The organism is Cryobacterium sp. 10C3 (genome assembly GCF_034314285.1).
Lineage (GTDB): Bacteria > Actinomycetota > Actinomycetes > Actinomycetales > Microbacteriaceae > Cryobacterium > Cryobacterium glucosi.
Genome location: NZ_JAVIWF010000002.1, coordinates 3,629,624 through 3,641,991 on the forward strand (window position 1 = coordinate 3,629,624; position 12,368 = coordinate 3,641,991).

Consider the following 12,368-nt stretch of genomic DNA (forward strand, 5'->3'; position numbering starts at 1 on the left):
CGCCGATCCCGATCATGGCGGGCTCGAAGCGGCCGCGAAGGGCTTCCTCGGCGTGGATGCGGCCGAGTGCGTTGGGGAGCAGTGCCCAGCCCACCGCATAGACGAAGAGCACGGGCGCCCCGAGCACGGCGAGCACGAACGCGATGCCGCGCACGATGATCGGGTCGAGTCCGGTGCGGCCGGCGATGGCGCCGCAGACCCCGGCGAACCAGCGGTCTGCGCCGCGGACCATGCCGCTGCGGCGGATCCAGTCGAAGAAACGGGTGAGCTGGTCTGGACCCGACGGGCCCGGGCCGGCCGGGTATGTCGGATTACGCGGTTGATCGGTCATAACTTCACTCAACCACCCGCGATGGCGCGCTGCTATGGGGGAGAACCCTGAACGGACCCTGAGATCTGGCCGTACCGGATCGGGGCGGCCTTCGGGGTGCTTGGATGAAGACATGAGAACCGAGCGGATGTCCCGGCCGCGCCAGCGGATCATCGCCGGCGTCTGCGCGGGGTTCGCTGAGCACACCGGGTTGTCCGTGACGGTGGTGCGCACCGCGACGCTGCTGCTCATCCTGGCCGGCGGGGCCGGCGCGCTGCTCTACGCCTGGCTCTGGGTGACGACGCCGACCGCGACGGCGAACCCCGTCCGGTTCGGGGCCGCCGAGCTCCCCAAGGCGAGCCTCGCGCGGCCGGCGCCCGGGTACGCCGGTTCCCCCGGCTCCCGCCACGGCCTCGGCGGTCCCGCGGATGCCGCGGCCGAGCGAGCCGCCGCCGCCGCGTCCTCGGCCCGGTCGGCTCCGATCACGGAGATCCTGCTCGGGCTCGCGCTCCTCGCCGCCGGTCTCACTCTCGTCGCGAGCCGGCTCGGCGCCGACATCCCGCTCGCCGTGGTCATCCCCGCGATCGTCGTGCTGTCGGGGACCGCGCTCGCCTGGCGGCAGTTCGCGGACATCCGCGGCGGTTCGGAGCAGCACTCGTCCGCCCTGCTCGTGCGCGCGCTCGGCGCCCTCGTGCTCGTCGCCGTCGGCATCCTGCTGTTCTTCGTGACGAGTGACAGCCCCGACGGGTGGACGGTCGTGATCGCATCCGCTTCGGTGCTGCTCGGCGTCGTCGTCGTGATCGCGCCGTGGCTCGTGCGGCTCTCGCGCGACCTCGCCGACGAGCGCGCGGGACGGGCGCGGGAGGCCGAGCGCGCCGAAATCGCCGCGCACCTGCACGACTCGGTGCTGCAGACGCTCGCACTGATCCAGCAGAAGGCAGGGCCGCAGAGCGACGCGGCCCGGCTCGCCCGCGCCCAGGAGCGGGAGCTGCGCGAGTGGCTCTTCACCGGGACCGGGACCGGCTTCGGCACTGCAGCGAGCACTGCCGCAGGAACGGATACCGGTGCGGGCGGGGCCGGCGGCATCCCCGACGTCGATCTCCCGACGGCCCTCCGCCGGATAGGGGCGGAGCTCGAGGCCGACTTCCCGGTGCAGTTCGACATCGTGAGTGCGGGCTCGAGCCTCGGCCCAGCCCCCGAGGGGTTGCTCGCCGCGGGGCGCGAGGCCATGCTCAACGCGGCGAGGCACTCCGGCGGGCCGGTGTCCGTCTACCTCGAGACGGGCGCGAACGCGGTGAGCCTCAGCGTGACCGACCGCGGCCCGGGCTTCCGGCTCGACGACGTGCCGGACGACCGGCACGGCGTCCGCGAGTCCGTCATCGGGCGGATGCGCCGCCTCGGCGGCACCGCGCTCGTGCGCCCCGGCCCCGGCGGCGCGGGCGCGGAGATCCTGCTCACCCTGCCCACGGCGCCCGCTCCCGCAGACCCTGCCCTCCCGCACCCAACCAATTCGACGGACTTTGTGATGACAACGCACCTGAGCGGCCCGGAAACGATCGAAGACCCGAAAAACTCCGTCGAAGCGGTTCACCCCGACCGGACCCTGCCCGCGGCAGCGGATGCCGACGGGAGCCGCCCATGAGCGAGCCGCACGGCACCCCAGGCCCCGGCACCGATCCCGGAAGCGCGCCCACCCTGCCCACCCTGCCCACCCTGCCCGCCTCGACCGCCGGTCTCCCCGTCGTGATCGTCGACGACCACTCGATCTTCCGCTCGGGCCTGCGCGCCGAACTGGACGCGGACATCCGCGTGCTCGGTGAGGCCGCGACGGTCGACGAGGCGATCGCGCTCGTGGTCGCCCTGCAGCCGCGGTTGGTGCTGCTCGACGTGCACCTGCCCGGCGGGCGCGGTGGCGGCGGCAGCGAGGTCATCCACGACGCCGCGCACCGGGCGCCGCACACCCTGTTCCTCGCGCTGAGCGTCTCCGATGCCGCCGACGACGTGGTCCGGGTGATCCGGGCGGGGGCCCGCGGCTACATCACCAAGAGCTCATCGGGGGCCGAGGTCTCCGAGGCCGCCCGCCGGGTCGCCGACGGCGACGCCGTGTTCTCGCCCCGGCTCGCGGGGTTCGTGCTCGACGCGTTCGGCGCGGTCGCCGGCGAGACCGCAGAGACGACGGAAGAACTCGACCGCCTCTCCGCGCGGGAGCAGGAGGTCATGCGGCTGATCGCCCGTGGCTACACCTACAAGGAGGTCGCCGGGAGCCTGTTCATCTCGCCGAAGACCGTCGAGACGCACGTCTCAGCGGTGCTCCGCAAGCTGCAGCTCTCCTCCCGTTACGAACTCACCGCCTGGGCGCTCGAGCGCAAGCTGCTCTAGCCCCACTGCCGAGCCAAGCAGGCGGCGGAGACCGGGCTACAGCAGCCCGAGTTCCATCGCCCGGGTCACGGCGCGGGTCCGGTCGCTCACCGCGAGCTTCTCGAAGGCGTGCAGCAGGTGCGTCTTGACGGTCGCCTCGCTGATGAACAGGGACCGGCCGATCTGCGGGTTGCTCTCGCCGGCCGACACAAGCCGGAGCACGTCGAGTTCGCGGGCAGACAGGCGCGGAGCCGGCGCGGCATCCCTGCGCACCCGGTGTACGAGCATCGCCGCGATCGACGGTGCGAGCGCGGTCTGGCCGCGCGCGACCGAGCGCACGCCCTCGATGATCTCCGCCTGGGGCGCGGCCTTGAGCAGGTACCCGCTCGCTCCGGCCGCGATGGCCGCGAGGATCTGGTCGTCGCTCTCGTACGTCGTGAGGACCAGCACCCGGGTCCGCTCGTTCGCCGCGACGATGAGCGCGGTCGCCGCGACGCCGTCGAGCAGCGGCATCCGCAGGTCCATCAGCACGAGGTCGGGGTTGAGCGCGGCCGCGAGCGCGACGGCCTCCTCGCCATTGCCTGCCTGCCCGACGACCTCGATGTCGCCGGCGCCGCCGAGCAGGAGCGCGATACCGCCGCGCACGATCGGGTGGTCGTCGGCCACGATGACGCGGATCATCGCTCGTGCCTCGCCGATTCGACGGAGATCGTGGGGTGCCCGGCTTCCGCCGCCGGCACGGTCACCCGCAGTACGGTGCCGCCGCGCTCACCGGCGCCGACCGTGAGCCGGCCACCGACGAGGGCGAGCCGGTCGCGCATCCCCGAGAGGCCGAACCCGTTCTCCTGGGCGGGAGCATAGGCGCCGAGACCGCGACCGTCGTCGGTCACGGTGAGGACGGCATCCGTGCCGACGTGTTCGAGACGAACGGATGCCGCCCCCGCGCGGGAGTGCTTGCGCACGTTCGCGAGGCCTTCCTGGGCGCAGCGGAGCAGCACGACCTCGTTTTCCCGGTCGAGCCCGTCGAGCCCGGTGTCGGCGAGGATCACCCGCACCTGGATGCCGGTCTCGCGTTCGAAGCGCCCGGCGAGGCGGCGCAGGGTCTCGGCCAGGGTCGAATCTCCGACCCGCACGGGCGACATCGCCGCGACGAGGCTGCGCGCCTCGGTCAGGGCCTGCCGGGCGGTGTCTTCGATGAGCTCGACGGTGGGCCTCGCCCCGCTGTCCGGCCCGAGCTCGCTCCCCGCGCGCTGCGCGAGCATCACGAGGCTCGTCAGGCTCTGGGCGATGGTGTCGTGGATCTCCCTGGCGAGGCGTTCCCGTTCGGCCGCGCTCCCGGCGTCCCTGTGCAGGGCGGCGAGTTCGTCCTGGGCGAGGCTGAGTTCCTCGTAGAGACGCCGTTGGGTGCTGCCGTCGCGGGCGATGCGGGTGATCCAGGCGCCCATCGCGATCGCGAACACGAAGGAGATCCCTTCGGTGGCATACGCCTGCCCGAGGGCCGCGGGAGTGCCGCCGATGCCCAGCCAGAGACCCGCCCCCGCCGATGCCGCGAGGAGCGCACTCAGGGCGACGGAGACGAGGAAGGAATCGGTGAGCGTCCAGAGCAGCGGGAAGGCGATCGCCTGGAGCGTCGCCAGACTCGGATTGAACGCCGCTGCGACGCCCACGCCGACGATCAGCACTCCGCGGAAGACGGTCGCGGCCAGTGCGACCGAACCGGTCCGTCCGGTCGGGCAGGCGATCGCGCGCCGTCCGAAACCGACATAGCCGATGCCGATCGCGACGAGCGTCGCGAGCGCGCCGATCCGCGACAGCTCGTGCCCGTACCGGTACTGGTCGGCGGCCGCGAGCACCCCCATCAGCAGCAGTGACCCGCCGACGGCGACGTCCCACCAGCGCAGGGTCGTCATGGCCGGAATCCTCATGCGCCCAGCCTCCCACGCTCGCCGTGACCGGGGAACATCGGTTCAGCTGTCCTTGCGGATCCAGCGGAACGTCACCCTGCTGAGCACGAGCCCGACCACGAGCCAGATGCCGAGGTTGAGCGCGACGAGGGGGAGGTCCCAGACCCCGTTCTGCTCGAGGCTCGCGAAGCTGTCCGGCAGGAACACCGAGCGCATCCCCTGCGCCATCCACTTGAGCGGGAACAGGCTCGCGACGTTCTGCATCCAGTCGGGCAGCACGTAGAACTGCAGGTAGACGCCCGAGATGAACTGCAGGATCAGCACGATCGGGATCACGACGGCGGTCGCGCTCTTGCCGGAGCGCGGCAGCGCCGAGAGCGCGATGCCGAGGAACGCGCAGGCGATCACACCGAACAGGAAGACCCAGGCGAAGGTCAACCACTTGGCCGGGTCGGTCGGCAGGGCGATGTCGAGCACGAACCGCGCGACGAGGATCAGCAGGGCCGCCTGAATCGTGCCGGTGACGAGCACCTGCCCGATCTTCCCGATGAAGTAGCTCAGCGGGGACAGCGGGGTGCCGCCGAGCCGTTTGAGAGTGCCGTCGCTCTTCTCGCCGGCGATGTCGACCGCGAGGTTCTGCACCCCGGAGAGCAGCATCCCCGCCGCGAGCATGCCCGGAAGGTAATACGCGCCGACACTGACGCCGCCGCTGCCATCGGGCGCGCTGCCAATGTTGCCGGCCGAGCCGAAGGCGGCCGTGAAGATCGCGAGCATGATGAACGGGAACAGGAACGTGAAGAACACGCTGTCCGGGGTGCGGAAGTACATACGCGCTTCGTAATACACCCGGGCGAGGCCGAGCCTCAGCACACCGTGGCGGGCCGAGCGGATGCTGCCGGTCCCGGCAGTCGTGTCGATCGCGGTCATGCGAGCACCTCCGTGCTGTCGTCAGAAGCAAAAGCAGAAGCTGAACCAGCGGACGCCGCCGCAGTGGTTTCCGCGCGGTTCTCGCGCACGAGACCGAGGTAGACGTCCTCGAGGCTCGGGCGGATCACCTCGAGTTCGGCCGGTTCCGCGCCGCCCGCCGCGCCGCCCGCCGCGACGATTTCGGCGACGACCCGGCCAGGCTGGTCCGTGCGGATCTCGTGGGCCTGCCCTGCGGCGTCCCGCCAGCGGACCAGCGGCACCCGGGCCTCTGCCCCGCCGATCTCGTTGATCGCGCCGATGTCGATCAGGCGGCCCCCGGTGATCACCCCGGCGCGGTCGCCGAGCTGGGCGGCCTCGTCGAGGTAGTGGGTCGTGAGCAGGATCGTGGTGCCCTCCGCCTTCAGGCTGCGCACGAGGTCCCAGAACTGGTGACGTGCCTCGGGGTCGAACCCCGTGGTCGGTTCGTCGAGGAAGAGCAGTTCCGGCCGGCCGATGATGCCGAGCGCGACATCCACCCGCCGGCGCTGCCCGCCGGACAGTCGGCTGATGCGGGTCTTCGCCTTGTCCTCGAGGCCGACGGCCGTGATCACCTCCGCCACCCGCCGGGGGTTCGGGTAGAGGCTCGCGAAGTGCGCGAGCTGCTCGGCGACCGTGACGTTGCCGCTCTCGCCGGTCGACTGCAGCACGATGCCGAGCCTGGCCTTCCAGTCGAGGCCGCCGTGCTGCGGGTCGGTGCCGAGCACGCTCACCTCACCGCTCGTGCGATCGCGGTAGCCCTCGAGGATCTCGATGACCGTGCTCTTGCCTGCGCCGTTCGGGCCGAGGAGCGCGAAGGTCTCCCTGGCCGGATGTCGAAGCTGATGCCTGCGACGGCCTCGAACGCGCCGTAGGACTTGTGCAGGTCGCGCACGCGCACGACGGGGTCTGAGCTGCTCGCGGGAGTTGTGGTCTTCATACCGAAAGAATCCCACCAGAGGCCCGGGAACGTAAGCGTCCGCCCGGCCGACCCTGGCATCCACCGGTCGGTGGATGCGGGGCCGGCTGCGACGTCAGGCGAAGAGGCGCTGCAGGCGGCGGATGCCCTCAAGCAGTTGGTCGTCGCCGAGCGCGTATGAGAAGCGCAGGTACCCGCTCGGGCCGAACGCTTCGCCGGGAACAGCGGCGACCTCGGCCTGGTCGAGGATCAGGTCGGCGAGCTCGAGGGAGGTCGTCGGCGTGACGCCGCCCCAGGTGCGGCCGAGCAGCCCGGTCACGTTCGGGTAGACGTAGAACGCGCCCTGCGGCGTCGGCGTGACCATGCCGGGAATCTTGTTCATCTCGGAGACGATGAGCCTGCGGCGCCGGTCGAAGGCCTCCCGCATCGCGATCGCGTCGTCCTGCGGGCCGGTGAGCGCGGCGATCGCGGCGCGCTGCGACACGTTGGACACGTTCGAGGTGAGGTGCGACTGCAGGTTCGCCGCCGCCTTGATGGCATCGAGCGGGCCGACCATCCAGCCGAGGCGCCAGCCGGTCATCGCGTACGTCTTCGCGACGCCGTTGACGAGGATGGTGCGGTCGGCGAGGGCCGGAACGGCTTCGACGATCGAGACCGCGCGCACGCCGTCATAGGTGAGGTTCTGGTAGATCTCGTCGGTGATGACCCAGAGGCCGTGCTCCTCCGCCCACTCGCCGATCGCCTTGGTCTGCTCCGGAGAGTAGACCGCGCCGGTCGGGTTGGAGGGCGAAACGAAGAGCAGCACCTTGGTGCGCTCGGTGCGGGCGGCCTCGAGCTGCTCGACCGTGACGAGGTAGCCCTGGTCGCTTCCGGCGAAGACGTCGACCTGGACGCCGCCGGCGAGCCGGATCGACTCCGGATACGTGGTCCAGTACGGGGTCGGCACGATGACCTCGTCGCCCGGGTCGAGCAGGGTTGCGAAGGCCTGGTAGACGGCCTGCTTGCCGCCGTTGGTGATGACCACCTGGGCGGGGGAGACTGCGAGGGCGGAGTCGCGGAGCGTCTTCGCCGCGACGGCCTCGCGCAGGTCGGGAAGACCCGCGGCCGGCGTGTACTTGTGGTTCTTCGGGTCGCGCACGGCGAGAAGCGCCGCCTCGACGATGTGCGCGGGCGTCGGGAAGTCCGGCTCACCCGCCGCAAAGCTGATCACCGGTCGACCGGCCGCCTGCAGGGCCTTGGCCTTGCTGTCGACCTTGAGGGTCGCCGATTCCGCGATGGAGCCGATCCGGGTAGAGATTCGCTTGAGTTCGTGAGCCACAGAACGAGCATACGGTGGCCGCACCCGCGCGGCCAGCATCCGCCCCGGCGGCCCCAGCTTTACAGTCGTGCCGGTGTGACCTAGACTTGATCGAGGTAGTTGAAATCTGCCATGCTTTTTTGCGCCTTTTTCTCGAGTATTTTTCGGGGGGTGGTGTGAGTTCGCATGGCGATCCGGCTGCATAGGGTGGTGGCTCAATTGGTAGAGCAGCGGTCTCCAAAACCGCAGGTTGCAGGTTCGAGTCCTGTCCGCCCTGCAAGTCGGTGGCATTTCCGTCGGCCCATGAAAGGTGTAACAGGTGGCCCGAAAAGTTGTCGACGAACCCAGTGAGGAAATCGTCGCAGACGCACGACTCGCTCGCGACGGCAAACGCGGTCCGTTCGCACGGATGTCCCTGTTCCTGAAGCAGGTGATGGCGGAGCTTCGCAAGGTTGTCACGCCGACCCGCAAGGAACTGCTGAGTTACACGGCTGTCGTGCTGGTCTTCGTAGCGATCATGATGGCGCTGGTTTCCGCCCTCGACTGGGTGTTCGCACTCGTCGTCACGTACGTCTTCGGAACACCAAGCGGCTGACCGGCCGCCGCCAAGGCGGCTGACCGCACGGCCAGGATTCACGGCAACGCTGCGCGGGACACGTCTTCGTGCCCGCGCACTACATAAGGATTGAGATTTAGTGACTGAGACGAATCACGACGACGCCGACTGGGCCACCGCCGCCGAGCAGGCGTCTGACGACGACGAAGCACAGGAAGGCAACGTCCACGAAGCGGAGGAAGAGTCCGTGGAGGCCGCCGAACAGGTAGCCGTCCACGTCTTCGACCCCAGCGTCGGCGTTGAAGACAACCTCGACGCCGCCCTCGACGCCCTCGCCGGCGCGGTCGACCCCGCAGCCGACTCGGAGGTCGACGACGCCCTGGACATCGACTCCGTCGACGAGGCCGAGGCTGCCGCCGAAGCCGTCGACGACGAGGAAGATGTCGACGGCGGCGCGGACACGGCCGATGCAGAAGCCGATGCGGCCGACGCTGCTGACGCATCCGCTGAGCCCGTCGACGAAGACCCATACGCCGAGTTCCGCAAGGAACTCCGCTTCCAGCCCGGCAAGTGGTTCGTCATCCACTCCTACGCCGGCTTCGAGCGTCGCGTGAAGTCGAACATCGAGAACCGCAAGCAGTCGATGGCCATGGAAGATTTCATCTACCAGGTCGAGGTTCCGATGGAAGACGTCGTCGAGATCAAGAACGGCCAGCGCAAGATGGTCACCCGCGTGCGTATCCCCGGATACGTGCTCGTCCGCATGGACCTCAACGAGGACAGCTGGTCCGTCGTCCGGCACACGCCGGGTGTCACCGGCTTCGTCGGCAATGCGCACAACCCGACGCCGCTGCGCTTCGAGGAGGCCTTCGGCATGCTGAAGAGCCTCGTCGAGATCCAGGACGTGCCGTCCGCCAAGGGCGCGGGCACGCACGGCAAGATCGCGACCCGCGCACTGCCCGCCGAGATCGACTACGAAATCGGCGAGACCATCACGATCAAGGAAGGCTCGTTCGCGGGCCTGCCCGGCACGATCAGCGAGATCAAGGCGGAGAGCGGCAAGCTCATCGTCCTCGTCTCCCTGTTCGAGCGTGAGACCCCGGTCGAGCTCAGCTTCGACCAGGTCACCAAGCTTTAGTAAGTTTCCCCACCACCGGGGCCCGTCCGGGCCACCGGGAGAGTTGCCTCACGGCCGCTCGTCATCATAAAAGAAGGAAGAATCATGGCACCGAAGAAGAAGGTTACTGGTCTGATCAAGCTTCAGATCAAGGCCGGCGCCGCAAACCCCGCACCGCCCATCGGGCCGGCACTGGGCCAGCATGGCGTGAACATCATGGAATTCTGCAAGGCATACAACGCCCAGACCGAATCCCAGCGCGGCAACGTCATCCCGGTTGAGATCACCGTGTACGACGACCGTTCCTTCACGTTCATCCTGAAGACCCCGCCCGCAGCGGAGCTCATCAAGAAGGCCGCCGGCGTCACCAAGGGCAGCGGAACCCCGCACACCGTCAAGGTGGCCAAGCTCACCCAGGCGCAGGTCCGCGAGATCGCCGAAGCGAAGATGGTTGACCTCAACGCCAACGACATCGACGCCGCCGCGAAGATCATCGCCGGCACCGCACGCTCCATGGGCGTTACGGTCGAGGCCTAACCTCAACCAGGCATCCGCCACCAGCAGTACGTGGAAGAGCCGGCCAGGCTCGCACCACACTCTCAAATCTTTATATTCAGGAGATTCACATGGCACAGAAGTCAAAGGCCTACCGGGCCGCGGCCGAGAAGATCGAGGCCGACAAGTTCTACACCCCCACCGAGGCCGTCACGCTCGCGCGTGAGACCGGCTCCGCGAACTTCAACTCGACCATCGAGGTCGCATTGAAGCTCGGCGTCGACCCGCGCAAGGCTGACCAGATGGTCCGCGGAACCGTTATTCTTCCTCACGGTACCGGCCGCGTGTCGCGCGTCATCGTCTTCGCAACCGGCCCCGCGGCCGAGGCAGCCATCGCTGCCGGCGCCGACGAGGTCGGTGGCGACGAGCTCATCGAGAAGGTCGCCGCCGGTTACACCGCCTTCGACTCCGCGGTTTCGACCCCGGAGCTCATGGGCAAGGTCGGTCGTCTCGGTAAGGTCCTCGGCCCGCGTGGCCTCATGCCGAACCCGAAGACCGGAACGGTCACGACCGACGTCGCCCGCGCCGTCAACGACATCAAGGGCGGCAAGATCGCGTTCCGCGTCGACAAGCACGCCAACGTGCAGTTCGTCGTCGGCAAGGCATCCTTCACCGCCGAGCAGCTGAACGAGAACATCACGGCAGCACTCGAGGAGATCGTCCGCCTCAAGCCGAGCTCGTCCAAGGGCCGCTACGTCATGAAGGGCGCCGTCTCGACGACCTTCGGTCCCGGCATCCCGCTCGACGTCAACGCCATCTAAGCACCGGCACCAGCACCACAACGAAGGGCCCGTCGCAAGACGGGCCCTTCGTCGTACCCGTCTCGTTCTGGCGACGGTCAGTCAGAGACGGATGTCGGGCGCGGCTTCCCCGGATCGACGACTCCGGGTGCGGCATTGCCCGGATGTGCGCGGAGCAGCGCCGCGACCGCGATCGCATCACCCTCCGGCTGGTGCGAATTCGTGTGCGGCTTCGCGATGAACAGGTAGAGCAGGCCCGCGCCCATCACGACCGCCAGCCCGATCAGCACGATCCAGTCGTCGAGGAAGACCCCCGTCTTGCCGGGCAGCGCCAGCAACACCATCGCGAAGACACCGTAGGCGAGGGCGACCACGTTGACGACGAAGCCGGCCCTGCCGAGGTTGAACGGACCGGCCGGACGCCAGCCCTTGATCCTCTGGCGGAGCGCCGCGAGCACGACGGACTGGAACGCCACGTAGATGCCGATCACCGCGAATGCCGTGATCTGGGTGAGGCTGCCGCCCGCGTAGATCAGCAGGCAGAGCGCGAGCGGGATCGAGCAGGCGACGATGAGCGCGTTCACCGGGACGGCGGTGCGCGGACTCACCTTGGACAGCCAGGCGTGGCCGGGGATCATCCCGTCGCGGGCGAAGGAGAACATCAACCGGCTGGCCGCGGCCTGCAGGCTCAGCACGCAGGACAGGAACGCCGTGATCGCGACGACCAGGAAGAGCTTGGCGCCGACGGTTCCGAGCGAGGCCTCGAGGATCGCCGGGATCGGGTCGATGTCGTTGCCGTCGACCACCGCCTGCAGGTCGGGTGCCGCCATCACGTAGCCGCCGAAGGAGAACAGCGCGGAGACCCCGCCGACGAGGATGGTCAGGATCATGGCCCTCGGGATGCCCCTGGCCGGGTTCGCGACCTCCTCGGCCACGTCCCCGCAGGCTTCGAAGCCGTAGAACAGGAACAGTCCGGCGAGTGCCGCACCGAGGAACGCGACGGCGTAGTTGCCGTCGCCCTCGACGCCCATCGTGCTGAAGAAGACGCTGAACTCCTGCTTGCGCTGGAAGATCAGCAGGTAGAGCCCGAGCCCGATCACGCCGATGAGCTCAGCGCCGAGGCCGATCCTGGCGACCCGGCCGAGCATCTTCGTGCCAGAGAAGTTGAACGCGAAGGCGACCAGCAGGAACAGTACCGAGAGGCCCAGCGTGACCTCCTTCGTGACCGGCGCGTCGATCAGGCTGCCGAGGAAGCCGCTGCCGAACTCGGCGACGGCAGTGATCGTGACGAGCATCGCCCAGACGTAGACCCAGGCGGCCATCCAGGCGTATCGCTTGCCCCAGAGCCGGCGGGTCCACGGGTAGATCCCGCCGGCGATCGGGTACTGCGAGACGACCTCGCCGAAGACGAGGGCGACGAGCAGCTGGCCGGCGCCCACGATCAGGATCCAGAAGATCGAGGGCGGCCCGCCCGTGCTGAGGGCGAGCGCGAAGAGGGAGTACACGCCGACGAGCGGCGAGAGGTAGGTGAAGCCGAGGGCGAAGTTGGCCCACAGCGACATCGAACGGTGGAAGGAATCCTCGTACCCGAGCACCCTGAGGTGCTCCTGGTCACCGATTCCCCTCGCGGCGGGCGTCTTTCCGGGCTGATCTGCGCTCATCATGACCTT

General features: G+C 69.1%; 11 protein-coding genes, 1 tRNA gene and 2 pseudogenes. 7 read left to right on the forward strand and 7 right to left on the reverse strand.

Features of this window, described 5'->3' with window-relative positions; all coding sequences use genetic code 11:
* Positions 1–82: 82 nt before the first annotated feature.
* Positions 83–562: pseudogene (locus RGU41_RS21105) on the reverse strand (PspC domain-containing protein); the annotation flags it as partial.
* Here RGU41_RS21105 and RGU41_RS18270 point away from each other — a divergent pair.
* Both RGU41_RS18270 and RGU41_RS18275 read left to right on the forward strand, forming a co-directional pair.
* On the forward strand, positions 444–1,952 hold the full coding sequence (locus RGU41_RS18270) for a PspC domain-containing protein (protein WP_322137024.1): 1,509 nt from the start codon (positions 444–446) through the stop codon (positions 1,950–1,952). The pseudogene RGU41_RS21105 and the gene RGU41_RS18270 overlap by 119 nt on opposite strands.
* Positions 1,949–2,689: a response regulator transcription factor gene (locus RGU41_RS18275; RefSeq protein ID WP_322137025.1), complete on the forward strand. Its 741-nt coding sequence runs from the start codon at positions 1,949–1,951 to the stop codon at positions 2,687–2,689. The genes RGU41_RS18270 and RGU41_RS18275 overlap by 4 nt, the downstream gene beginning before the upstream one ends.
* A 36-nt stretch (positions 2,690–2,725) precedes the next feature.
* Here RGU41_RS18275 and RGU41_RS18280 read toward each other — a convergent pair whose 3' ends face one another.
* The 5 genes and pseudogenes from RGU41_RS18280 to RGU41_RS18300 form a co-directional block, all read right to left on the reverse strand.
* Positions 2,726–3,349, reverse strand: a complete 624-nt coding sequence (locus tag RGU41_RS18280; protein ID WP_322137026.1) for a response regulator transcription factor — start codon at positions 3,347–3,349, stop codon at positions 2,726–2,728.
* On the reverse strand, positions 3,346–4,593 hold the full coding sequence (locus tag RGU41_RS18285; RefSeq protein ID WP_134446675.1) for a sensor histidine kinase: 1,248 nt from the start codon (positions 4,591–4,593) through the stop codon (positions 3,346–3,348). Before RGU41_RS18285 ends, RGU41_RS18280 begins: the two co-directional genes overlap by 4 nt.
* A 42-nt stretch (positions 4,594–4,635) precedes the next feature.
* A complete protein-coding gene (locus tag RGU41_RS18290; protein WP_134446677.1) occupies positions 4,636–5,499 on the reverse strand; it encodes an ABC transporter permease in 864 nt (287 codons plus the stop codon).
* Positions 5,496–6,454: pseudogene (locus RGU41_RS18295) on the reverse strand (ABC transporter ATP-binding protein). The gene RGU41_RS18290 and the pseudogene RGU41_RS18295 overlap by 4 nt, the downstream one beginning before the upstream one ends.
* A 94-nt stretch (positions 6,455–6,548) precedes the next feature.
* Positions 6,549–7,751: a pyridoxal phosphate-dependent aminotransferase gene (locus RGU41_RS18300; RefSeq protein ID WP_322137027.1), complete on the reverse strand. Its 1,203-nt coding sequence runs from the start codon at positions 7,749–7,751 to the stop codon at positions 6,549–6,551.
* A 183-nt stretch (positions 7,752–7,934) separates the two neighbouring features.
* On the opposite strand from RGU41_RS18300, the gene RGU41_RS18305 reads away from it, so the two are divergent.
* The 5 genes from RGU41_RS18305 (at position 7,935) to rplA (ending at position 10,719) form a co-directional block, all read left to right on the forward strand.
* Positions 7,935–8,007 (forward strand) — tRNA-Trp (locus RGU41_RS18305).
* Between the two features lie 42 nt (positions 8,008–8,049).
* Complete coding sequence (gene secE, locus RGU41_RS18310) at positions 8,050–8,325, forward strand: preprotein translocase subunit SecE (RefSeq protein ID WP_134446683.1); 276 nt, start codon at positions 8,050–8,052, stop codon at positions 8,323–8,325.
* Positions 8,326–8,425: 100 nt separating this feature from the next.
* A complete protein-coding gene (gene nusG / locus RGU41_RS18315) occupies positions 8,426–9,424 on the forward strand; it encodes a transcription termination/antitermination protein NusG (protein WP_134446685.1) in 999 nt (332 codons plus the stop codon).
* Positions 9,425–9,508: 84 nt separating this feature from the next.
* The gene (gene rplK / locus RGU41_RS18320; protein ID WP_134446687.1) at positions 9,509–9,940 is read left to right on the forward strand and encodes a 50S ribosomal protein L11; all 432 of its coding nucleotides are present in this window, start codon (positions 9,509–9,511) and stop codon (positions 9,938–9,940) included.
* 89 nt (positions 9,941–10,029) lie between these two features.
* Positions 10,030–10,719: a 50S ribosomal protein L1 gene (rplA, locus tag RGU41_RS18325; protein WP_134446689.1), complete on the forward strand. Its 690-nt coding sequence runs from the start codon at positions 10,030–10,032 to the stop codon at positions 10,717–10,719.
* A 77-nt stretch (positions 10,720–10,796) separates the two neighbouring features.
* Here the strand turns inward: rplA and RGU41_RS18330 are convergent, their stop codons facing one another.
* On the reverse strand, positions 10,797–12,362 hold the full coding sequence (locus tag RGU41_RS18330) for an APC family permease (RefSeq protein ID WP_241984976.1): 1,566 nt from the start codon (positions 12,360–12,362) through the stop codon (positions 10,797–10,799).
* Positions 12,363–12,368 lie beyond the last annotated feature (6 nt).

Coding starts and splice junctions, on each gene's coding strand:
- RGU41_RS18270 (WP_322137024.1), top strand. CDS start 444: ATGAGAACCGAGCGGATGTCCCGGCCGCGCCAGCGGATCATCGCCGGC.
- RGU41_RS18275 (WP_322137025.1), top strand. CDS start 1,949: ATGAGCGAGCCGCACGGCACCCCAGGCCCCGGCACCGATCCCGGAAGC.
- RGU41_RS18280 (WP_322137026.1), bottom strand. CDS start 3,349: ATGATCCGCGTCATCGTGGCCGACGACCACCCGATCGTGCGCGGCGGT.
- RGU41_RS18285 (WP_134446675.1), bottom strand. CDS start 4,593: ATGAGGATTCCGGCCATGACGACCCTGCGCTGGTGGGACGTCGCCGTC.
- RGU41_RS18290 (WP_134446677.1), bottom strand. CDS start 5,499: ATGACCGCGATCGACACGACTGCCGGGACCGGCAGCATCCGCTCGGCC.
- rplK (WP_134446687.1), top strand. CDS start 9,509: ATGGCACCGAAGAAGAAGGTTACTGGTCTGATCAAGCTTCAGATCAAG.
- rplA (WP_134446689.1), top strand. CDS start 10,030: ATGGCACAGAAGTCAAAGGCCTACCGGGCCGCGGCCGAGAAGATCGAG.
- RGU41_RS18330 (WP_241984976.1), bottom strand. CDS start 12,362: ATGATGAGCGCAGATCAGCCCGGAAAGACGCCCGCCGCGAGGGGAATC.